This window comes from Paenibacillus sp. Soil750 (genome assembly GCF_001428045.1).
GTDB classification, from domain to species: Bacteria; Bacillota; Bacilli; order Paenibacillales; family NBRC-103111; genus Paenibacillus_E; species Paenibacillus_E allorhizoplanae.
Window position 1 is genome coordinate 1 of the sequence record NZ_LMSD01000013.1, and the last position, 22,768, is coordinate 22,768.

Here is a 22,768-nt window from a genome sequence, read left to right on the forward strand (position 1 = left end):
GCTAAGATTGAAACGGATAACGTTTTCATTTTGTGCTTCATAAGTTTCATGAACATCCCCCATTTCTAGTTTTAACGATTCTCTTACTGTGACACTGTATAATGTGTACGCTTTCATTATAGGACCCACACCAGAGCTGAACAATGTACAACTCTTTACTTTACTTACCCATCGTTGCTGAGTTGTAAGCGCAATTAAAAAAATTTTGAGGACGAGAAAAACCCCCTTTCACAAGGGGTTTCCTCATCACTTTACTATCAAATTGCTAGCATTTAGTTACCATTTACTACCAAACGGAGAAGGACAGCGAGCGCTGCTAAGCTTCGCTTTTATGCCCATTAAACAACCGCAGTGTCGGCATGTTGTGCCCAACTGGTAGTCGCTGCAGCTTGTGCAGACGGCGATTCGACGGTCATATTCCGCTTCTGTTGTCAGTTTCAGGTTACGAACGCGGAGCGTCTCGCCGAAAAGCTTGGCTATTTCCTCTGGTGTCACGTGAACGGAGGCCGAACAGCCTTTACAATCAGTGCCGACTTCTGATCTAGTTTCAGCCCAGTTATCCATCAAGTTAAGCTCCTACGTCAGACAAAGTGTGACCACGGAACGAGCAGGAAGGGTAACCAAGAGTACATCATTTTCGATACGGTAGTCGGTAAAAGGTTGTGATTGCACGGCATCTGGTTCCTCGAAGGTGTTGTGTGCCTGCATCGTATCAGATGTGATGACTGTACCAGAGATCGTACCGCGCTGCGAACCCTTCAATTCGCATTGAACCACAAGCGGTTCCTCATGATGCAAATTACAAAGAGAAACATGCAATTGATTGTCCGCATTGAGGGAAGCGGAGGCGCTGAGTTGGCTGATTTGCTTGCCGTCCATGGCGTAAGCAGGACTTTCAGCTTCTACAGCAATGTGGCTCGCATCCTGATGCACCTTGTACATATCGAAAACATGATAAGTCGGCGTAAGCAGCATGTCAGCGCCTTCCGTTAAGATAACGGATTGTAAAACGTTAACGACCTGAGCAATATTGGCCATACGCACACGATCACTATGCTGATGGAAGAGGTTTAAGTTAATGCCAGCGATAAGTGCGTCGCGGATCGTATTTTGCTGAAAGAGGAAGCCAGGATTCGTGCCAGGCTCCACATTGTACCAAGTGCCCCATTCATCGACGATGAGGGCGACTCTTTTGTCCGGATCATAAGTATCCATAATGGCAGAATGACGAGTGATGAGTTCATCCATGAATAACGTTTTTTCCAGGGTTTTAAACCAGTCTTGTTCATTGAAATCGGTTGCGGAGCCTTTATCCTTCCAAACACCCGTTGGCACTGTATAGTAGTGGAGGCTGATTCCGTCCATGTACTTGGTCGCTTCGCGCATCAACACTTCGGTCCAATTGTAATCAGCACTGTTGGCGCCGCAAGCGATTTTGAAAATTTTATTATCTCCATAATTCCTAACATAGCAAGCGTATCTGCGATACAAATCTGCATAGTATTCAGGCCGCATATCCCCGCCACAGCCCCAGTTCTCGTTACCTACGCCAAAATATTTCAGCTTCCACGGCTTCTCGCGGCCGTTCTCTTGACGCCAGTTCGCCATCGGCGACTCACCGTCGAAGGTCATATACTCAACCCACTCCGACATTTCAGCGACGGTACCGCTTCCAACATTGCCGCTGATATAAGGCTCAGCACCGATCAACTCGCATAAACGCAGAAACTCGTGTGTCCCGAAATGGTTGTTCTCCAGTACACCGCCCCAGTGGGTATTGATCATGCGTTTACGCTTTTCCGCGGGACCGACGCCATCTTTCCAGTGATATTCGTCCGCGAAGCAGCCTCCCGGCCAACGAAGAACGGGAATTTGCAGCTTTTTCAGCGCTTCTAGCACATCGTTCCGCATACCTTCTGTGTTAGGGATCGGAGAGTCATGTCCAACCCAGATGCCTTCATAAATACAGCGTCCCAGATGTTCAGAGAAATGACCGTAAATATTGCGATTAATTGTGTGTTGAGGTGAATCCGAATGAATAGTCAGCTTAGCCATGAAAAGTATCGACTCCTTATTGATTGATATTGGAAACCGACTCCCGACTGATCAGAGCAGCCGAAAGTATGATTTGTTTCTTCGCGATGGACTCTTGCGCGTGATTGCGATGAATCGCGGATAGCAGTTCTTCGACGAGATGCTTGGCATCCAAGCTGAACGTCGTCAGTCTAGGTGAGATTTGCGCAGCAAGTGGAATATCGTCGCAGCCGATGATGGACACATCGCCCGGAGCGGCGCGGCCATTCTCACGAAGGCCTTGAATACATCCGACAGCCATCCAATCGTTTACTGCAAAAATAGCTTGCGGCAAGCCGGTCGCGAGTAAGAGATCTGCGGCTCGGCGGCCGCCCTCCCAGTTCATTTTCTCCGTGATGACTTCGACGTTGGCGTTCTGCCCTTGGCAATACGCGAGAAATCCTTGCTTGCGCAGCCTAGAGGAATCGTATTTATCTGGGCCAGCAAGCAAGGTGAACGTCCGATGTCCTGCATCGTACAATGTTTTGGCCGCTTTGCTGCCGATTCGATAATCATCAAAATAAATTTGGATGATGTCCTCTCGATGCGCGTATCTCTGAACGGAGAACAGCTGGGCAGATGACTGGCTAAGGCGATCCAGCTGCTCGTCCTCCATTTGCCCGATCAGAATGAGCGGACTTGGGAGTTCTTTTGACTGATCATAGTGCAGCATCGAAATCTTGATTGCTTGCTTCGCAGCTAGATTCGTAATTTCAACAAGGAAGTTCGTGTAGTAGGGGTCATTGCCTTTAATATCAGGCGAACACATGACATAAAGTGTGTCTAACCGGACTGCTGGCACGATGTAAGTACCTTTGCCCTGCAATTGAACGAGCAAGCCTTCTTGAACCAATATTTTGATTGCAGCGCGAACACTTACCCGACTCACTTCGAAATTATCAGCCAAATCTCGCTCAGAGGGGATTTTGACAAGCTGATCCTTTTGCAAGGATTGAATTTGAATTCGAAGCTGTTCGACGAGTTTCTCTTTAATAAGTGGAGATTTCTCCATAAGTACAAACCACCAATCCGGGTAATACCATTCAAAAACAATATAATACCAATAAGATACCACGTAGAGGTGAGTAGTGTCTAGAACTTTCTTCTCTTTCTGATGTGTGTATTTTTTTCTGTGAAAGGTCGGCAAAAAAAACTTCTTTGACTATTTTTTTTGGTATGATGCATCCATAGAATGGAAGGGAGTTATGGAAATGCGGCCAAAAGTATTTCTTGCAAAGCAAGTTCCAATTGAAGTGGAAGCGTACATTGCTCAACACTGCGATTATCGAAAGTGGGACAGGGAAGAGGAAATCCCTCGTAACCAGCTGTTAGAAGAGCTGTCCGATGCAGATGGACTTTTAATAACCGGCGGAAGCATTGATCAGGAACTATTGGAACATGCACCGAAGCTCAAAATAGTTAGCAATGTCTCGGTTGGCTACAATAATTTCGATACAACGGCAATGAAAGCCAGGGATGTAATGGGTACTCACACACCGGGTGTACTGGATGAAACAGTAGCCGATACGGTCTTCGGACTTATCTTGGCTACAGCGAGAAGAATTCCAGAGCTTGATGCTTACGTGAAGGCTGGAAAATGGAAAAAAGGAAGCGATGAGCACATTTTCGGTATTGACGTTCATCATGCTAATCTCGGGATTATTGGCATGGGCCGTATCGGGGAAGCGATTGCAAGACGGGCAAAGTTTGGATTTAGTATGGATGTCGTATACTACAATCGCACCAGAAAAACGGAAGCCGAGCAGAAGCTTGGCGTCGTCTATCGCTCATTGCAGGAACTATTGCGAGAGTCTGATTTTGTTGTAGTCATGACGCCATTAACACCTGAAACAACTCGATTCATCGGCCGTGAAGAGCTGGCTCTTATGAAGAATACAGCCATCTTTATTAATGCGTCCCGTGGGCAAACTGTGGATGAAGAAGCACTTATTGAAGTTTTGGAAAAAGGAAACATCCGTGGAGCAGGTCTTGATGTTTTCCAGCAAGAACCAGTAGATCCAGACAACAAGCTATTGCAAATACCTAACGTCGTAACCCTGCCGCATATCGGATCGGCTACACATCAGACTCGTTTCGATATGGCGATGCTTGCTGCAAATAATTTGGTGAAAGGCCTGCAAGGCGAAATTCCTCCAAACCTAGTCGCGGAGTTGAAGAAATAGTAGAGATGCTGGTATGTGCATTAACCCAGATGTGAAAGTGCGCCCATTCGATACGAGAACAATGAGGAGAGCTGGCTGTTAATCTTTCCACGGCTCGAGCTCGTTGGAGGGCACCTGCTATAAGGTGTGTGGGATTGGCGATACGTGGGAGTTAGAGGATGCGCTGAATGAGTAACAGACAGGCCATTGATTGGGTTATTTATTCTTTGATACTTTTCTTGATACTTATTACCTTCAGAATCCCATCGAGTTAGCCCTGCATTTTGATATTTAGATTTCCAGGTCTTAGATGTTGGATAATATCTAGATTTTTTAAAAAATTCTGGGTCAACCATTGTAGAGCAAATGGCTGTACGATAAAATGCCTCGCCATTATTCCAGTGAGCATATTCTAAGATCCTCACCATGTCCCCAACCTGTACTTCATCTTCGGATTCGCAGTAGACGCTACATTTGACTTCCCCATCGTTCCTAGAACTCCAAAAATAATAATCAGCCATGAAATAAGTATTTTCCAAGTCCTGCCGGTAACCTGAAAAGGCTGCCGAACAATTACGGTCGGCAGCCTTCTTATTCTTAAGTCATTCAACATCGTTTCCCATTAGGTGTAATAATTATTATTTTGTAAGTAACTCTTGATGCCGAGAAATTACAATATCGATTATACGTCTATATATTTCTGATGCATATTCAGGATTTAAACCATTCTGCTCTGAGAGCTGAATAATTTTTTGAAACTGTTGATTTTCACGGTTAGTATCCTGTGCATTTAGCTGATTCTTCGCTTTATATATGCCAACTTCTTCTGTATATTTAAATCTTTTAGCTAATAAAGCTATTATTTTTTGGTCAATTTCGTCAATATCATTTCTCAATTTATCTAGTTCTGTCATCCAGATTACCTCCTCGTTTAACTTTTTGCTTTAACGCTTTTATGTAATAGAGCGAAGTTTGATTCATAGAATACCATACAATTAAATTGGCTGTAAATAAGACATTATCTATCTTTAATCTTAATATTATGGAACTGCAACGAATTTTTATTGCAAATACAACAAAAACGATATACTATTTCTACTATGTTTGAAAATAAAATATCAGCGGAGTTGCCATTATGAAGGAAATTCTACGTGAGGTTGGGATGATTGCTAGAGCTTTGGATTCTATAAGTAACATAGAATTTAAAAATTATGACCTTACAAAAGGTCAGTACTTATACCTCGTACGAATATGTGAAAATCCAGGAATTATTCAAGAAAAGTTAGCTGAAATGATAAAGGTAGACCGAACAACAGCTGCTCGCTCAATAAAGAAACTGGAAATTAATGGATTTATTAAAAAGAATGATGATCCATCTAACCAAAAAATTAAAAAACTATTTCCTACAGAGAAAGGGAAGACCGTTTATCCTTTTATAAAGAAGGAAACCGATTATTCCAATTCAGTCGCACTTTCTGGATTAGCCGAAAATGAAATAGAAACGATTTATAATCTGCTACAAAGAGTCAGAAAAAACGTAGAAAAAGACTGGGAGTTTGTAAAAAAAGGAAACAAGAGAATTTATTGATTTTTAAAGGAGAGCACAAAAATGACTGTACACATAAAGAAGTGCACATTGAAAGATCTAGATTTACTTCAAGAAATTAGCGTTGAAACATTTACTGAAACATTCAAAAATCAAAACTCACCTGAAAATATGAATGCATACTTGAAAAAAGCATTTAACTTACAACAATTAGAAAAAGAATTATCAAATCTCTCTACAGAATTCTTTTTTATTTATGCTAATGAGGAAATTGCCGGGTACTTAAAGGTAAACACCCATGATGCTCAAACTGAAATAATGGGCAATGATTCGCTTGAAATCGAAAGGATTTATATAAGGAAAAACCATCATAAACAGGGGCTTGGCAAATATCTAGTCAATATAGCCATAGAAAGAGCGGTAGAACTGAAAAAACAGAAGATCTGGCTAGGGGTTTGGGAAGAAAATGAGAGCGCAATTACCTTTTATAAAAAAATGGACTTTGTACAAACAGGAGCCCACTCTTTCTATATGGGTGATGAAGAACAAATAGATATTATAATGACCAAAACTCTCTTATAACATGGCAAATTGAAACAGCGACAGTCATGGATGAAAAAATTTAAAACTGTCGCCGTTTCTATCTGGTTACCAGAACTTGTTCCACATATTTTCTATTAAATGCCCCGCAGCTCAGCATAAGCCTGATCATCAAGATGAACATCGCCTGCAGCACAGGAATCGTCCAATTGATTGTTATTTTTGCAACCGGAAATTGGAAAGACAGGAAACGGATGCTTAAGTAAGTAGCCTAGAGATACTTGGGTCATCGTAAGATCTAGACGCTGGGCAATCGCTTCGACAGACTTTAGTTTCTGTATATTTTTTTCATTACAAAGCTTCCATACATTTTTATTATCATTATTCGGCTCATGCAGCATTTCGCTCTTGTATCGACCACTGAAAAAGCCAGATGCCTGTGAATTATAAGGAATCGCAGGCATTCCCGTACGTTCGTGATACGCTAGCTCACTTTCATCCATTGTAACTGTCGTGGGATCATTTCCAGGGGAATACGAAGCAAGGCTCCATTTGGTTTGACTGGCAGCAAACCCTTGTATTCCTTTCTTTCCTGCATAATGCTGTGCAACTTCTATTCGTTCCGATCTCCAATTAGAGCAACCGAAATATCTAATTTTGCCCTGTTGTACCAACAAATTCATCGTATCCATAATGTCATCGGCTGGACGCTGTGGGTCATCCCGATGTAACCAGTACAGATCAATATAATCTGTTTGTAAATGAAGGAGACTCTGTTCCACATCGCTAATAATATCTTCCCTGCTTAAGCGTGGTAGGTGCATCGTCTCTAACTCAGGGTGAGCTCCTTTGGTCGCGAGAACGATCTTGCTGCGATTCTTACGCGACTTCATCCATTCCCCAATGAGCTTCTCGCTACGACTACGTTCGCCTGGTAACCAATCGGAGTATCTCTATTCTACTTGGATCACTCTTACAGGTCCAAGGAGTCCACTTGGTTCTTGCTGCGCAAATGCCGACAAGAAATCAGGTTGTTCTTTCACCAACGTATTCGTAACCTCGATAACTAACTTGTTTTTACCCCTATTTATTAAGCCATGAATCTCAACACGGTAAGGCGGACAAATGCGTACTCCTGCTTCCTCACCATTGATCCACACTTGCGCTGTCTCATAGACCTCACCCAAGTCTAAAATTGCTTGGTCAGCAGATTCGTTCCACTCAAATTCAGTCTCATAACGGAAGGTACCTGTAAATTGAGGTAAATAATTAGGACCACTCATATTCGTTAAAACCTCTAATTTCCCCCATTCCTTAAAATGAGGATAGTGCACAGACTCTGCAGTGGATACGCTCCATTCACCCTTCAACTCAACGCCAGAACCAATTGTATGCTGCGGCAATGCCTCATAACCTTCAAGGTTAGTACCATGCAGCAGTACGATGGACTCATACGGATGAAGAACAACCTCCACCGCATTCGCACCATTCTCATGTGTTACATGTAAACTGGTCAACTGATTACGAAATGCATCATAAGCATATACATCACCTTGAACTGGCAAAGTTATTTCCCTACGGATCGTTTGATGCGGATGTTCGTTAAAGAACATAAACACATCTAACCCATCATGCTTATAGTGATAGTTCCGAAGATATGGCTCATGTTCGTCCACACTAATTTCATAATGTCCGTCAGTAATAAGTACTTGAACCAGATCTTCTAAGTCAACAACCTTTACGTTCTTGTGATCGGCAAGGTAAGCTAGATCGTCAGAAACCTCGGAGCCCTCACTAGATCGTTCCGGTAGTCCGTCTACAAAACGAACAGCTAGCCCTTGCTCGACAAACTCCACTAATCGCCTAATCATCGCTGCGGGAATTGCCTCTGCATAAGGGAAGATAAGGCATTGGAAATCCTCGTTATTGACATGCAGCTTGTTGTTTAGCACACCTGCGTCACTTAGAAGAATATCAATGGGAAGCACATCGCAGTCGATCTGATGCTGCATCAATTGCTTCACGGGCTTTTGGAAATACATCGCTTCCCCAGACCATTCGGCTTCAGCGTGGTATACGACGCCTGCAGTGGCCACATGTCTTCCGCCTGAGATCAAGTGACTAATCCGATTCATGTAATGATTTAAATGTTTGTAATAGCGGTATTGCGGATTTTTTCCGCCTGCATACATATGCGGCGGGCAGTCCGGATCAGGAGCTTTTTGAGAAAAAGCATGCGGGACAAAATAATTAACACCACGAACTAACATATGATCTGTGAGCCATTTCATTAGTTTTAGACCTTCTGCCCAGCCGTACGCACCATACACTTCACACATGGTTCTGCCTTGTTTTTTCGGATCGATATGTGCAAGCGATACACCAAGCTTAGCAAGGCCGTAGTGGAAGAATTCGCTATCCGTATCCCCGCCAGGCTTGCTATAAGACAATTCATCAAAGCCGGGAACAATTTGCCATAGCACTACATCGAGGCCAGACATATCTTGTCCCCACATAGAGCGGAAGAAATGTCCGGCTCCAGAGCCAAGCCTTGCATGCACATTGTTGTCTTCGAGGACATGTCCAATGTATTCTACTCCTCGGTCTCTGCACCACTCTCCAATTTGGCTGCAAAAGTTATCCGCGTAGAGCTTACTAACGATATTCATATAGGTGTACCTTACAATATTGCACTGTTCTCCCCCCTCATGCCAGAGTAGATAGAGGTGCTTACGGTAGTTCTCACCCAATGCCTGCTCAAGTAAGATCGGCATTTCACTGCTCCAAGGGAGCGGCACTCCTTGTTTTCCTGGTCTTGAATTAAAGTCAAAGGTGGTCTTATCATTGTAAAATCCCGGTTCGTCAGAGAAGAATCCGGCAAATGTCTTCCCGAAATCTGTCTTGTATCGTTCATACACAGCTTCATAAACCGTGTCGAGCAAAATACGAACGGAATCTCGGTCTAGCGGGTTCAGATAATCTTCCTGCTGTAGGCTGCCGCCATCCTTATTTTCGGAAATAATGAATACGCGCCAATATCCTTCAGGGATATCCCAATAGAGGATACCGTCTTGCACAAGATCAGTGATATCAATACTTTCATCAAGTAATTCTCCATTCGAAGGATGTCGACGGACCGCGACAACGGAGATTAATTTATTTTTGCCAGTCGCTCGTTCGGTGTGAGATATTGTCGGTCTAAGCCCTCGCATCAGCAAAGTATCCAACAATAAAGAGGTTCCTTGTGCAGGACCGAGTGTATCGATGTAGCGTTCGGCCAAAAACTTTCGATGAAGCTCCTCCGGAGCCTCCTTTACTTTCCCTGCAGCATGTCCAGTTGGAAAATGATCATCATCAAGCAGCCATACCTTCATTCCACGATTCCGAGCTTCATCCATAATAATGTCCATATCTGTCCACCATTTTGGTCCTAAAAAATCAGGATGAGGACGAGCTTCGATGCAAACGGCTCCGATTCCAGCTTCATGAACACGGGCCATCTCTTCGCGTATCACCTGTTCTTCCTCACCATGCTGCCATAGGAAAGGAAGGATATAATTATGTTCTTGACCTTCAAGTACTTCCTTAATACGATTACTCATTATTGTATAGCCCCCTATTGCAACTTAGGCTCAGTTCTTTCAATTCCCAAGTTGGATTGAAATATCCGCTCGACTTCGATGAGAAGCCGAGCGGATATTAGCGTTTACCATTTATTTTTTCACTTTTGCATACCATTCTCTTGCACGCTTCGTAACCTCTTCGCCGCCCGATTTATTCCATTTTTCTACAAACTCATCGAACTTGCTGATCGGGTACTGTCCTGTTATGATCTTGCTGGCGTATTCGATATAGAGTGTACGATTATTGATATCTGGGAAACCCTCATAGACGCTTGCCGGCATTCCGTCTCCAGCAATGACTTTCGCATACTTCTGGGCATCCTGCATGATTTGAACGGTTTGATCAATCTCCCACATTCTATCTTCCGATGACGTCGTTTTCAGCAGATTACTTGTAAAATCAAGAGTCGAAATTTTGGAATAAGGATCTAGGATGAGATTCTCCTGGGTGCTTTTATCATCCGGAAGTTTAACGGCTTTGCCATCCTTCATCGTATAATGCATACCTTCAACACCCAAATACAGGGCATTCCAATTTTTCTTGTCATACATGTTGTTCAGTAACTTTAATGTAGCCATTAACTTCTTTTGATCCTTGTTGTTCTTCACAACCCATGCCGGAGGTGTAAACCGCTTCCAAGTATAGAAGCCCTTATATCCTTGAACCTCTGGTAATGGAAGAGAAGCAAAAGTACCCTTGACACCACTATTCTTTTGCAAGTTATCTAAATAAAGATTGGTTTGTTCTGCCCAGTGGAAGTAGTTACCTACCTTGTTAGCTGCAACCTTGCCATCCCACTTCGCTTTATCGTTCAGTAGGGATTCTTTATCGATTAATCCATCCTTGTACATCTTGGAGATAAACTCCAAGGCAGACTTCATATTCGGTGATACCGCGGAATAAGTTAGCTTGCCGTCATAAAGGTCCCAATCCGGATAGCCTTCAAACATAGCTACACCGTACATCGCAAACAATTGATCCATCCAGCGCGCTTCCTGACGGCCACCTGCCGGAAGCTCATCCTTCTGCCCATTGCCATTAGGATCCTTATCCCTGAATGCTTCTAAAACCTTTACATACTCATCCTGCGTCTTCGGCATCTGTAAGCCTAGCTTGTCTAGCCAATCTTTGCGGATCATGCCAGAATATCTTCCGTAATCTACCATACCAGGGATATAGTAAATTCTGCCCTGACCGGTAGGGTCGTTGGCTTTTACAATATCCCACATATCTTTCGGAATCGCTTCCCATAAATTAGGCGCATATTTAGGCAACAGATCGGTTAGATCAGCGATAGCTCCGTTTTTTGCCAACGTATTTTCAAGGCCCTGTTGTGGCAAGAACAAATCAGGTAATTCTCCGGATGCAATCTTAAGGTTTAACGTATTTAAATAAGCAGTTCCACCGTTCCATTCCACATATGGACTAATTACGCCAACGCCTAATTTTTCTTTATAAAATTCATACAATTTGCTGCCTTTGGTAGTTGGTTTATACCCGATGTTAGTTCCCCAGACTTCAATATCAACAATGTCTTCCGCCTTGGGAGATGCCCCCTGGCTCGGCGCCGTCGATGAAGAACTTGCACTTTCGGAAGAATTCGATTTGTCGCTACAACCTGTTACTACTGTAAAAGCAAGGGCGCTGACTGCCGCAAGTACCCCAATCTTTTTGATAACCATTCCATGTTCCCCCTAATTATTAAAATAGTTTATGTTTAAGACTCAATGAGCCTACAAACCGATGTGGATTATCCTTTTACAGAGCCAAGCATAGCTCCTTTAACGAAGTATTTTTGCAAGAAAGGATATACAGCCACAACAGGGATCATCGCAAAAATAACAGTTGTCGCCCGAAGGGTACGCTCATTGTACGCTAAACCAGCTGTAGAAACGGCTCCTGTAACCAATATGTTGTCGTCGGTGATGAACTGCCGAATCTTAATTTGCAGTGGGAATAGATTCGTGTCTTGCAAGAACATCAGCGGATGCTGGAACTGGTTCCATAACACAACACCGTAGAATAAAGCCAGAGTAGCTAGTACAGCCTTGGAAAGCGGAAGTACAAATTGGAACAGCATTCGGAAATATCCACAGCCCTCTATAAAAGCAGCTTCTTCCAACTCTTTGGAAAACTGCTTGAAAAATGTACGCATGATGATCAAATTAAATGGATTTAAGATATGAGGTATGATTAACACCAATGGATTATTGTAAAGTCCGATACCTTTTACTGTTAGAAAATAAGGAACTAGAGGCGCTTTGAAGATCATCGCAATTACGACACCGATCATAATGACAGGGCCCCAACGAAATTCCGATTTAGACAACGGATATGCAAGAAGGGCCGTGACGAGCAGCGCCAAAATCGTTCCAATCACCGTTGTGCCCAGTGTTAAGAAGAACGACTTCCATAAATCAGGACGATACATCATAAAATCCCAGGACGCTAATGTAAATTCCTTTGGCCAAATTGTGACCAGATTCATGTCCACCATCCGTTTAGAACTGAATGAGGTCGAGAGTACGGATAATAGCGGAATAATTGCGATGAAAGATACAAGTAGGAGGATGATAGTAACGACTGAACCGAATAATTTTTCCCCTCTGGATTCAAGCATACTTACCATAACCCCCCGTCTGAAACTTTTTTCGACAACTTATTGAAAGTAAATACTAGGATAAATCCAATTAACGATTGAAATAATCCGACGGCTGTCGCAAAGCTATACTGACCTTGTTGAATGCCTGTACGGAACACGTAAGTATCTAAGATATCCGAAACACTATACGTCATTGGCGTTTGTAAATTAAACACTTGATCAAAGCCCAAATCCAAGAAATTACCGATTTCTAATAATAGTAAGACTAATACCGTAGGTAGCAGCAGTGGAAATGTTATATGCCGGATTTGCTTGAACCTGGATGCTCCGTCAATCATCGATGATTCGTACAACTGTGGATCTATCGAACTGATGGCTGCCATATAAACAACAGTTCCCCATCCCGCATCTTTCCAGATGGCAGAAAGCACATATACAATACGGAAATAGGAACTTTCCTGCATAACCAAGGTAGGATCATGGTGAAACCACCCGATCACGATGTTAAATAGGCCGCTTAGTGAAAACATATCAAATACAATGCCAGATACGATGACCCATGAAAGGAAATGTGGCACATACAGAGCCGTTTGAATCCCTTTCTTCAAAGCCGATTTCCGGATTTCATTGATCATGAGCGCCAACAGGACAGGAATTGGGAACACAATAACAATGCGCAGAAATCCAAGCACCAGTGTATTGCTGAACACCCTAATAAAATCCGGATACTGGAACAAGGTTTCAAAGTTTTTGAATCCAACCCATGGACTATCCAAGAATCCTTTGAATACAGAATAGTTTTGAAATGCGATTACGGAGCCCGCAAGCGGAATGTACTTAAATATAATGAGAAAAACTATACCTGGTATAGCCATGATATACAGCGGCCAAAATACCTTCATGCGATGAGATGCAACTACTTTCAACTTATTCCCCCCTGAATCTGATTCTTAGTTGTTAGTTACTGTGATCGGCTCAGTTCTACCTGACCCCTCCACTTCTGTTTGATCCAACAATACGGTCATCTGTATCCAGACTCAACATTGAAGTTGCCCAATCCACCACTGAATCCAACAAATTACCGTATTAATGGTGGATATAATTATGAATTGTTGAAAATGAAGATAAAAAAAATAGAAGCGGAGATGCTTTTTCAGCTTCTCCGCTTCACATATAAGTCTTTTATTCTTTAAATTTGCCAGGTGTAATCCCTTTAATTTTTTTAAAGTTACGTATAAAACTATTTTCGCTAGCGTAACCAACTTTCTCAGAAATCTCAATTACCTTCAAATTCGTATTTTTAAGTAATTCTTCCGCTTTCTCAATTCGTACTTGTGTAATATAATCGTAAATCGAAGTTCCGGTTTCTTGTTTAAAAAGGACATTTGCCTGAGACTGACTAATGCTTCCAGCCTCGGCTACATGCGATACGCCAATATTTTCTGGATAATGCTCTTGGATGTACTCGACCATCTTCCTAAAATAATTCTCATGCTTTGTTGGTTTTCTTTTCTTCACTTCTTCTGCTAGGTAGGTAGCTTCATCCAATGTCATTTGATGCAAATCTGAAAACGTCAACGTTTGAAGGGAATCCAACGAATCCATGATTTCCTGAAATTGTTCATCTTCTGGGTCTCTGAATTTCGTTATCATTTCCTTAATTACATTGGAATACCAGCGGTATACGTGCAGAGGTTTTGCATTTGACGTTTCCCACTCCATCCGTATTTTCTCTAGGATGTTGTTTGTATATTCCGTCTTTCCTTCTTTAATCCCTTGAACAATTTCATGCATGGTTTCATTTTTAGAGCCAGGGCCTTGCGCTTCTGAGTAGGGTAATGCTTGCTCCGGCACATGAAGTTTTTTATACCCCATATACAAGCGATCCAGCAGCAACACTTCAGCTTGCTTGTAGCGACTGCTGAGATCACCGCTAGTCGGATATAGCGATTCGGCAACACCTACTGATAATGAAATTTTCAATAGTTTTTCTGCGATTTCAATCCCATTTGAAAGTTTATCATAGAGCATTTGCAAATCCATATCAGAAGACAAGGGTTGTACAATGAGGGCACTGCGATCCTGGGTTAAATCCTCAAACTGCACCCTAAAACTCTCTCCCAGAATTTCCTCGAAAATATTACCTACTGCAAACTTAAGTAATAACTGATCATCTTGCTTGTACCCATTCAACCAATTGTAATAGGCATCCACCGAAACAATAACAGCATAAACAGGTAGGTCAGGACGCCATTCTGAGTAAAGCAGCCGCCATTTCCGATCAAATTCCTTACGACGTAGTCTTCCGTAAACCATATCTTGTATAAATTTGGCTTTTAGTTCTTTGTTGCTGCCATGCAAAAAAGTTAGTTGCGTGAGCAGTCTGCCGACATAGGACTCCAATTGAGTGAAGTCAACTTCTAACGCCTCATTCCGATGGCTCCGAACCGTTTTAATCAGCCGTTCAATAGGTCTAAATGTAATGCGGTTAACTTGGAAGATAATCAGCATTCCGATCAACATAGTAACCGCGGACACAACGAAAGTCATGGTCCGAATCCAATACAATTTGCCGAAAATTTGTTTTTGAGGAACCGCATACACGTAATTCCATTGCGTTGAAGTTGAAGTCAGGCGAGTAATAAAGTATTTGTTGGGGTTAACCTGCTCTTTCTTATTTTCACCAATTGAGAATAAAGTTTCTCCCTTGGAGTCTTGAATGATTCGAACAGCCTCATTGTTTGTAGAACCTTCCGGAATGATCTGGGAAAATAGTTTGGAAGATTTCAAGTTTATGATAAGGTATCCGGATATTTTGTTATCTTCGTATATCCGTTTAATGAAACTTATCATTTCGCCTTGGTCTTTCATCCTTTTAGCGAAAGTCACATTGTTTGCGTCCTGTTCAGCTAAAGACAATTGAGACAACCAGCCCTTGTCACCAAAAGTCTCAATACTGGAATTAAACCCGAAGGGAGAACTGCCAACAACATGACGATTTTTCTCATCATAAATATAGATACTGTCAATGATCGAACTATTTTGAGTTAATGTATCCAACATGGACACAACCCCAAGGATGGTATCCATACTTTTATGATTGTCATAACGCAAGAAATCGATCGTCAGTGGATCGAGAACTGCATAAATAGACGTTGTCATAATATCGTTCATTTTCCTGTCAACATCATCCCTGACAAAGGTCACCATCTGCTGGTGCGGAACTTTAATCTCCTCTAGCAATGAATGTCTGGCGAGGCTGTACATGACAGTACCAACCAAAGCAATAGCGAGGCAAATAACCAATGTCAGTATGAGAATTAATCTTGTTTTGATATTCGAGAAAATCAGTTTCGCTTTGTACTTGTATACATTCATGCTTTCCCCTGCCGTTTTCCCTCATTATTTCTTCTTTGCATACCACTCGCGCGCCCGCTTCGTGACTTCGTCTCCGCCACTGCTTCTCCATCTTTGAATAAATTCATCAAATTTTTCAATCGGCCAATCACCGACAATAATTTTGGACATGTATTCTTGATACAGCTTGTTCGATTTAATGTCTGAGAAGCCATCATAGATCGATACAGGTATTCCATCGCCGGCAATCCGTTTACCGTCTCTTCCACCTACCATCATGGCATCTATCATCATCTGGGCAACCTTCGGTTCATACTGATCCTGAAGCGTCAGTGCCATCTGTTCCGTTGTTATAACTGGAAATAAGTCGATCAGATACGTTTGATCCGGACTGATAGGCAGCCGCTTTTTTATGCCATCCTTCATTTCATAATGTTCGCCTTCAATTCCAAAAGACGCAAAATTACGATTCTCGGGCTTCGCATAAAATTCAAGGAGCTTCAAAGCTTCTATTGCGTTCTTGGATGATTTGGGAATGGCCCACTCCATATTATTGATAAGCGGTCTTGGAGTAAAACTGTCAAACCCTTCTACCTTGGGGACCGGCATTCCGACAATATAGGCATTCGGATTTATTTTGGGCAAATTCTCAAAAAAGTTTTGCTTAATTCCATACGGAACATGATACCAGACGCCAACTTTATCCTGCTGAATCTTCGCTTTCCATGTCAATTCTTTATTCAAAAATGTTTCATTATCCAGCAATTTGTCTTTATAAAGTTCTCTTGCAAATGTAAGAGCTTCTTTCATATTGGGAGTGACAGCGGAGTACGTAAGTTCATTATTATATAAATCCCAAACAGGATAACCTTCTACCATAGCAACTCCGTACATCAAGAATATGTCATCCATCCATCGCCCCGCTTCTCGTCCGCTGGTAGGAATCTCGTCCTTTATACCGTTGCCGTTGGGATCTTGATCACGAAATGCCTTAAGGACAGCAACATATTCATCCTTTGTTGTCGGTATCTTCATATTTACCTTGTCTAACCAATCTTTGCGAATCAATGAACTATATCTTGGATACAAATTAACTCTCGGAATAAAATAAATCTTTCCATCCGGAGAGTTGGCTCGGACACTTTCCCACACATCTTGAGGAATTGCCTTCCATAAGGTAGGCGCATACTGTGGCAGCAAATCATCCAGGGCAAGTAAAGCACCTTGCTTAAGTAGCGTGTCTTCAACCCCGTGAGGTAAGAACAGATCCGGTAGTTCATTAGCAGCAATCTTAACATTTAAACCCTTTGTAAAGTCAGTGCCACCATTCCAAGGAAGCGTTGATGTGTTAACTCCAATACCTGTTTGCTCTGTAACATATTTCATCTGCTTATCGTTTGACCCAGGCATTCTCCCATAATCGCTGAACATGAGAATGTGCACAGTCTTAACTTCCTTTTTTTGTTCACTCCCAGAAGTTATATCAGCTACAGTATTCTTATTATCTGAACTAGCACTTGTACATCCTGCCGCTATTAGGGCAAGCAATGCGCTTGCGGCTAACCATGCAATCATCCGCATCATTCTTGATTGTACTGCCATCTTCTTGCCCCTTTCGATTTGCAACTAATAAAATATTATATCATTGCGAGGACTCAAGCCCAACATTGTACTTGCTTTTGGAGAAAATGCGAAAAAAGCCGGAGTCACCGACTTTTTTTCGTGAGATATTACTTGTTCATTTTAATCTTTGTAAGCTCTCTATTTAGTGCATATAATAGCTTGTCAGTGAAATGCTCGGGCGCCATTTCAGCCAAGGTATCAATCTTAAATCCTTGCGTCATGCTATATGTTGGTCTCTCCCTAAAACTTTCTCCTAAATATTTATTTAAGACCACAGCCGCATCTTTATTCTCGAAAAGCTCTTTAAACGTGCAACGCGTAGAATAAACATCGTCCGTGAACTGTAATTCCTCGATCTCTCCATCCAGATCAGGCATTTGGAACCAGTTCGTAACTTCTCCGCCTTTTTCCTCTATGGGAGCTTCATAACTTGGATTCGGTTCTTCCACCTTGTTAAATTTGGCGATATCAACGTACTGCGCGTTATCTTCGGTGGCCACTGCACGTATGTCATTCAACCCTTTAACTAAGGATACATGTTCGAAAATGAAGACTTTATCCGCGCTGATTTTAGATTGAAATTTAGTTCCATTGACATATAGCACTACGTTGTTGCAGTTTGAGTACACTTTAACTGTCATGCTGCTCTCTGCTCGATCCACATGGCGCTTACTCGTGATATGAACGAATTTCTCCTCTGACCAATGCGCTTTATACATATAAAAGGCATCCTTCTTGATCTTTCTGTCATAGGAGACAAGCCCTTTGTTGTTTCTTCCTTGAACGCCACCTTCATCTCTGATATTCGCTCCGAAATCAAACATGTTCCATACATACGTTGCCCAAAGATAAGGTCTCTTCTCGAATGTCTTCCAAACTGTTTCATGGAACAGAGCATGATATTCTTCCGTGTAGTCTTTTACCTTGGGATCAGCGCTATGGTATTGGACAATGCCTTCTGCCCCGTATTCGGAAATACAAAGCGGCACATCAGGATTAATGCGGTGAAACTTATCAAGCCAAGGTGCAAAGTCTTCCGCGTGACCGTGATACCAACCATAATATTTATTGTATCCGATCACATCCGTCATACGATTATATTCATCTTCCTCACTGACAAATAAAACATTAGCCATTGTCGTAAGGCGAGTCGGGTCTTCTTTTTTCGTTAAGTCATGCAACTCTTTAACAAGTCTTCTGACCTCTGGTCGTTCACCGCCGATTTGAATTTCGTTCTGAATGCCCCAGAATACGATGGAAGGATGATTATAGTTCTGCCTGATCAATTCGACCATCTGCTGTTTGGCATTGATCCCTTCTAACTCGTTTTGCGACATTATGGAAATGAATGGAATTTCAGCCCAAACCACCATACCTTCTTTATCGCACAAATCATAAAAATATTGGCTGTGCTGGTAATGCGCTAATCGAATGGAAGAGGCTCCAATTTCCCGAATGTAAGCCATATCTTCAACTTGTTCTTTTTCCGTAATGGCCCAGCCCATATCCTTCCTGTCTTGGTGTCTAGATACACCATGCAAAGGCAGATGCTCGCCGTTTAAGAAGAAGCCCTTTTCAGGATCAACATGAAAGTATCTGACACCAAAAGGAATTGATACTTCATCGATCGTGTCATTAAAGCTAGTCATCGATACGTTGGCACTGTACATATACGGATTTCTTCTACCGTGCCAAAGTGTTGGATGGTCAATGACACAAGGCATCTCTTCTGTTCGAGTTTCTCCAGCAGCCAGTATAACTTCCTTAGAGGCATAAGTTACAACTTGATGATCAGCATCGAATATATCTGCCCACAGCCGAACTTTTTTCTCTTCGTTACTGTCATTGACAAGATGTGTTCGAATGGTGAGTTGGGCACTTTCCTTCGATACCTCTTCCTGGACCACATAAACACCTTGCGAACCATGGTCCATCAAATCGAAATGAACAGGATTCGTAACCACCACTTTCACATCGCGGTAAATCCCACCGTAGAAGGTAAAGTCTGCTTTCTGAGGATAAACGTCATCTACAACGGTATTGTCTACTTTTACAGCAAGTACATTGGTATCGCCATGTTTAACAACATCTGTCATATCAAACCTGAATGTGGAGTACCCACCTTTATGCTGTCCCAGGTGCTGACCATTTACATAGACATCCGTTATACTGTTGGAACCATTGAATTCGATAAATAGTTTACTTCCCTCGTAAGTCGGCTCAACCACAAAAGATTTTCTGTACCAACACGCGCCTTGATAATACTCGTAGCCATTGGCTCCATCGATCGCGTTCCATGTATGGGGAATATTCACAGTATGCCAATGATCATCCTTGTATAATTCGTTTGCAGCATGTTCTTCGTCCTCACGAATAAATCGCCAAACCTCGTTGATCTCTATACTTTTTCTCATTGTGCAGCCACTCTCCCTGTCAAAATTGTAAACTGATATTCGCCGCTCCCTACCGTACATACAATTCGGCCATCTTCATATCGGGCATCTGGGAATTCGATGGATACTTGCTCAAGATCTTCTTGATTACCTGGAAGCAGGATCGTCGCTGTCGTATTCACGGGTACCTCAAAACGATAATGTACAGCCTCATTCGTTTTTTCCCAGCTAGATGCAATGGTTCCATACTGAGACTCGTACGTAGCGGATGCTTGTGTCAATGTACCTCCAACGATTGGTTTCAAAATAAAGTGCTTGTAGCCTGGCTTTTCCCAGACAGGACGTATACCCGCAACGCCCGCGAAGAGGAAGTCGCAAACAGCTCCATATGAATAGTGATTGAGTGACCCTGACAATTCTCCATCTGGCTTAATGCCTTTCCAACTCTCCCAAATCGTTGTCGCACCGTTGCTGACGGCATACAACCACGAAGGGCATGTATCCTGCTCTAATAATCGGAAAGCGATATCCGTATGTCCGTAATCCGCCAGCACTTGAAGAATGAAAGGAGTTGAAAGGAAACCTGTGTTCAAGTGGTAGTTCTGTTCGACGACCAAATGTGCCAGTCTGTCGGCAACGGCTTGCTTGTGATCTTCATAAGCCAACCCGAAAGCCAGCGTACGGACATTTGGCGCCTGTCTGCCTTCCAATATTGAGCCATCCTCATGAATAAAATATAAATTGTATACGCGTTTAATTTTCTCATGCAAAGCTCGGTACTTCGCTTCTTCCTCTGTCTTCCCTAGCACACCTGCCATATCGGCCAATAATCGTGTAGAATAGGCAAAGTAGGCGGTTGATACATCCGGATGGTTCCCTTTGGTTTTGCTCAAAACGGCCATGAGATCACTGAACTCCGTATCCGTTTCAAGCCACTCTCCCCAATGGAACTTTGTATCCCAGATGTAATCCGCATCGCGTTCTCCGTCTGTATAATTTTGATAAGCAGGCGTATGTTGGTATAGCTCATTCGTATTCTTCGCGCAAGCAGCCATGTAATCGACCCATGCCTTCGCTGAATCAAACTGCCTCTCTAAGATATTCTTGTCTCCATAACAAAGGTACATCGTCCAGGGAATGATAACAGCCGCATCGCCCCAGCCTGCAGAACCGTCAAGAATACTGGCTGTACCGGGTTTGGGCCTGCGCATGGTCACCATCGGGTTGTTATTTTGCTCCATGAATCTTTGCCATTCCTCCGCGCTGTGATGCCCAATAACGGTTGGCACTGTGCTGCCGACTGAACCGTCAGCAAATTGTTCCGCTGCAACGTCGGCCATCCACTTTTCAAAGAATGGATACACGTTCATGAAATCAGAAGCCGTTCGACAGAATACTTGGGCATCCCCTGTCCATCCCGCTCTTTCCCGGGTTGGGCAATCGGTAGGCACCTCCATAAAGTTCCCCTTCTGGCTCCATTTAGAGTTAGATACTAACTTCGTAATGAGCGGATTCGAACAAGTGAAATCTCCCGTTTCATCTAAATCGGAATATACGGCCACTGCTGTAAAACTCTCAGGTGTTATTTCTCCCGGATAATTCTTAACGAGAACATAACGGAATCCAAAGATCGAAAAACGTGGACGATAGCTCTCTACACCATGTCCAGACGTAATGTAACGAACCTCTTGGAAATCCTCCAAAGTTCCATGATCTGAGAGATTTTGTAAGGTGAAATTTCCATGCTTATCTAAGGCTTCCCCATGGATTAGAACAATCTCAGTCCCTGCATCACCTTGTACCTTCATGTCTACCCAACCTGCGATATTTTGGCCAAAATCGAGAATCGTCTCTCCATTCGGTGTCCGCATTACTTTCGGTGTAAATCTTTCCTTCTGTTTTACCGGTACGCTTCGAGAACCGATCAAGTTGTCGTAACCATCCTCCGTGACCGTCACTTCTTCCCAAGAAGAATCGTCATAAGATGGTTCATTCCAACCATCAAGGTTGATTCTAGCGTCATACAGATCTCCCGCCTTCATATCCGACTTCAACAAAGGCCCATGGGAAGTCTTAAAAGAGTCGTCACTGCCGATGATCTCGCGGCTTCCATCTTCGTAATCCAACATCAGTTGTCCCAAGAGGGCAACTTTATACCCGAAATTGTTCTTCAGACTTGCGCCGCCGGTAGTCCCTCTCCACCAGCCATCCCCGAGAATAACGCCGAGTGCATTGGAGCCTTCGTGCAGAAGATGCTTCACATCGTATACTTGCACCTGCAAGCGCTTGTAGTACGAAGTGAACCCTGGTGTAAATAGATGATCTGTACCCTCAACACCATTCAAATAAAGGCTGTACAAACCCTTCGATGTCAGGCAAACTCTAGCTGAGACGAGCCCCTTCTTTACAGTAAATTCCTTCCGGATATAAGAAGCTGGTTTATAGGCGTCAATATCTACTTCCTTCTCCGGTTGAATCCAGTAGGCCTTCCAGTCCGAAGTTTGCAATAACCCGGTCTCGAAGAACGCCGTCTCGCTGAACGGCGACTCCTCTGCATGATTACTCCAAACTTTGACACGCCAATAGATACGTTCGATCGACTTTAATTCCGAACCCTCATACACAACAACCTGTGACTGATCCGTCTCAACCTTGCCGGTATCCCAAATCAGGCTAGTAAAGCTCTGGGTTGCCGAAGCTTGAATTTGATAAGCGATTTGTATGATGTTCCGACCGTTACCATGGAGTTTCCAGCTCAGACGTGGCTTTTTGGTATCCAACCCCAACGGATTTTCCAAATACTCTGTTCGTAATGATACTACTTTCAACATGTTGGTAACCTCCCAAA

At 42.9% G+C, this 22,768-nt stretch carries 15 protein-coding genes and 1 pseudogene; 3 read left to right on the forward strand and 13 right to left on the reverse strand.

Features of this window, described 5'->3' with window-relative positions; genetic code table 11:
- Positions 1–276: 276 nt before the first annotated feature.
- From ASL11_RS38155 to ASL11_RS17305, 3 genes are read right to left on the reverse strand one after another with little or no spacing between them, the layout of a single operon-like run.
- Positions 277–564 (reverse strand): DUF6171 family protein, encoded by a 288-nt coding sequence (locus ASL11_RS38155; protein ID WP_436243801.1) that lies wholly within the window; start codon positions 562–564, stop codon positions 277–279.
- Positions 565–576: 12 nt separating this feature from the next.
- Positions 577–2,055 carry an alpha-N-arabinofuranosidase gene (locus ASL11_RS17300; protein WP_056617178.1) on the reverse strand — a complete coding sequence of 493 codons (1,479 nt, stop codon included), beginning with the start codon at positions 2,053–2,055 and terminating at the stop codon, positions 577–579.
- A gap of 16 nt (positions 2,056–2,071) precedes the next feature.
- The gene (locus tag ASL11_RS17305) at positions 2,072–3,085 is read right to left on the reverse strand and encodes a GntR family transcriptional regulator (RefSeq protein ID WP_056617181.1); all 1,014 of its coding nucleotides are present in this window, start codon (positions 3,083–3,085) and stop codon (positions 2,072–2,074) included.
- A gap of 199 nt (positions 3,086–3,284) precedes the next feature.
- Here ASL11_RS17305 and ASL11_RS17310 point away from each other — a divergent pair, with 199 nt between their 5' ends.
- Positions 3,285–4,256, forward strand: coding sequence for a 2-hydroxyacid dehydrogenase (locus ASL11_RS17310; protein ID WP_056617185.1), 972 nt, complete (start codon positions 3,285–3,287; stop codon positions 4,254–4,256).
- Positions 4,257–4,873: 617 nt separating this feature from the next.
- Here ASL11_RS17310 and ASL11_RS17315 read toward each other — a convergent pair.
- Positions 4,874–5,149, reverse strand: coding sequence for a chorismate mutase (locus tag ASL11_RS17315; RefSeq protein ID WP_056617187.1), 276 nt, complete (start codon positions 5,147–5,149; stop codon positions 4,874–4,876).
- Positions 5,150–5,370: 221 nt separating this feature from the next.
- On the opposite strand from ASL11_RS17315, the gene ASL11_RS17320 reads away from it, so the two are divergent.
- Positions 5,371–5,823, forward strand: coding sequence for a MarR family winged helix-turn-helix transcriptional regulator (locus ASL11_RS17320; protein ID WP_056617190.1), 453 nt, complete (start codon positions 5,371–5,373; stop codon positions 5,821–5,823).
- A gap of 21 nt (positions 5,824–5,844) precedes the next feature.
- Positions 5,845–6,363, forward strand: a complete 519-nt coding sequence (locus ASL11_RS17325) for a GNAT family N-acetyltransferase (protein ID WP_056617194.1) — start codon at positions 5,845–5,847, stop codon at positions 6,361–6,363.
- 95 nt (positions 6,364–6,458) lie between these two features.
- On the opposite strand, the pseudogene ASL11_RS17330 reads toward ASL11_RS17325, so the two are convergent.
- From ASL11_RS17330 to ASL11_RS17370, 9 genes and pseudogenes are all read right to left on the reverse strand, one after another.
- A pseudogene (locus tag ASL11_RS17330) lies at positions 6,459–7,229 on the reverse strand (aldo/keto reductase); the annotation flags it as partial.
- Positions 7,230–7,274: 45 nt separating this feature from the next.
- A complete protein-coding gene (locus ASL11_RS17335) occupies positions 7,275–9,923 on the reverse strand; it encodes a glycosylhydrolase-like jelly roll fold domain-containing protein (RefSeq protein ID WP_056617201.1) in 2,649 nt (882 codons plus the stop codon).
- Positions 9,924–10,034: 111 nt separating this feature from the next.
- On the reverse strand, positions 10,035–11,627 hold the full coding sequence (locus ASL11_RS17340) for an extracellular solute-binding protein (RefSeq protein ID WP_056617204.1): 1,593 nt from the start codon (positions 11,625–11,627) through the stop codon (positions 10,035–10,037).
- A gap of 68 nt (positions 11,628–11,695) precedes the next feature.
- Positions 11,696–12,565 (reverse strand): carbohydrate ABC transporter permease, encoded by an 870-nt coding sequence (locus ASL11_RS17345; RefSeq protein ID WP_082562226.1) that lies wholly within the window; start codon positions 12,563–12,565, stop codon positions 11,696–11,698.
- Between the two features lie 2 nt (positions 12,566–12,567).
- Entirely contained in the window at positions 12,568–13,473 is a 906-nt protein-coding gene (locus tag ASL11_RS17350; protein WP_056617213.1) for an ABC transporter permease, read from the reverse strand.
- Positions 13,474–13,729: 256 nt separating this feature from the next.
- Entirely contained in the window at positions 13,730–15,925 is a 2,196-nt protein-coding gene (locus ASL11_RS17355) for a helix-turn-helix transcriptional regulator (protein ID WP_056617216.1), read from the reverse strand.
- Positions 15,926–15,949: 24 nt separating this feature from the next.
- Complete coding sequence (locus ASL11_RS17360; RefSeq protein WP_056617221.1) at positions 15,950–17,506, reverse strand: extracellular solute-binding protein; 1,557 nt, start codon at positions 17,504–17,506, stop codon at positions 15,950–15,952.
- 128 nt (positions 17,507–17,634) lie between these two features.
- A complete protein-coding gene (locus tag ASL11_RS17365) occupies positions 17,635–19,941 on the reverse strand; it encodes a glycoside hydrolase family 2 protein (protein ID WP_056617224.1) in 2,307 nt (768 codons plus the stop codon).
- The gene (locus tag ASL11_RS17370; RefSeq protein WP_056617226.1) at positions 19,938–22,751 is read right to left on the reverse strand and encodes a family 78 glycoside hydrolase catalytic domain; all 2,814 of its coding nucleotides are present in this window, start codon (positions 22,749–22,751) and stop codon (positions 19,938–19,940) included. Before ASL11_RS17370 ends, ASL11_RS17365 begins: the two co-directional genes overlap by 4 nt.
- Between the last annotated feature and the right edge of the window lie 17 nt (positions 22,752–22,768).

Bases quoted from the DNA above. Each gene is read 5' to 3' on its own strand.
- ASL11_RS38155 (WP_436243801.1), bottom strand. From the start codon at position 564: ATGGATAACTGGGCTGAAACTAGATCAGAAGTCGGCACTGATTGTAAA.
- ASL11_RS17300 (WP_056617178.1), bottom strand. From the start codon at position 2,055: ATGGCTAAGCTGACTATTCATTCGGATTCACCTCAACACACAATTAAT.
- ASL11_RS17305 (WP_056617181.1), bottom strand. From the start codon at position 3,085: ATGGAGAAATCTCCACTTATTAAAGAGAAACTCGTCGAACAGCTTCGA.
- ASL11_RS17310 (WP_056617185.1), top strand. From the start codon at position 3,285: ATGCGGCCAAAAGTATTTCTTGCAAAGCAAGTTCCAATTGAAGTGGAA.
- ASL11_RS17315 (WP_056617187.1), bottom strand. From the start codon at position 5,149: ATGACAGAACTAGATAAATTGAGAAATGATATTGACGAAATTGACCAA.
- ASL11_RS17320 (WP_056617190.1), top strand. From the start codon at position 5,371: ATGAAGGAAATTCTACGTGAGGTTGGGATGATTGCTAGAGCTTTGGAT.
- ASL11_RS17325 (WP_056617194.1), top strand. From the start codon at position 5,845: ATGACTGTACACATAAAGAAGTGCACATTGAAAGATCTAGATTTACTT.
- ASL11_RS17335 (WP_056617201.1), bottom strand. From the start codon at position 9,923: ATGAGTAATCGTATTAAGGAAGTACTTGAAGGTCAAGAACATAATTAT.
- ASL11_RS17340 (WP_056617204.1), bottom strand. From the start codon at position 11,627: ATGGTTATCAAAAAGATTGGGGTACTTGCGGCAGTCAGCGCCCTTGCT.
- ASL11_RS17345 (WP_082562226.1), bottom strand. From the start codon at position 12,565: ATGCTTGAATCCAGAGGGGAAAAATTATTCGGTTCAGTCGTTACTATC.
- ASL11_RS17355 (WP_056617216.1), bottom strand. From the start codon at position 15,925: ATGAATGTATACAAGTACAAAGCGAAACTGATTTTCTCGAATATCAAA.
- ASL11_RS17360 (WP_056617221.1), bottom strand. From the start codon at position 17,506: ATGGCAGTACAATCAAGAATGATGCGGATGATTGCATGGTTAGCCGCA.
- ASL11_RS17365 (WP_056617224.1), bottom strand. From the start codon at position 19,941: ATGAGAAAAAGTATAGAGATCAACGAGGTTTGGCGATTTATTCGTGAG.
- ASL11_RS17370 (WP_056617226.1), bottom strand. From the start codon at position 22,751: ATGTTGAAAGTAGTATCATTACGAACAGAGTATTTGGAAAATCCGTTG.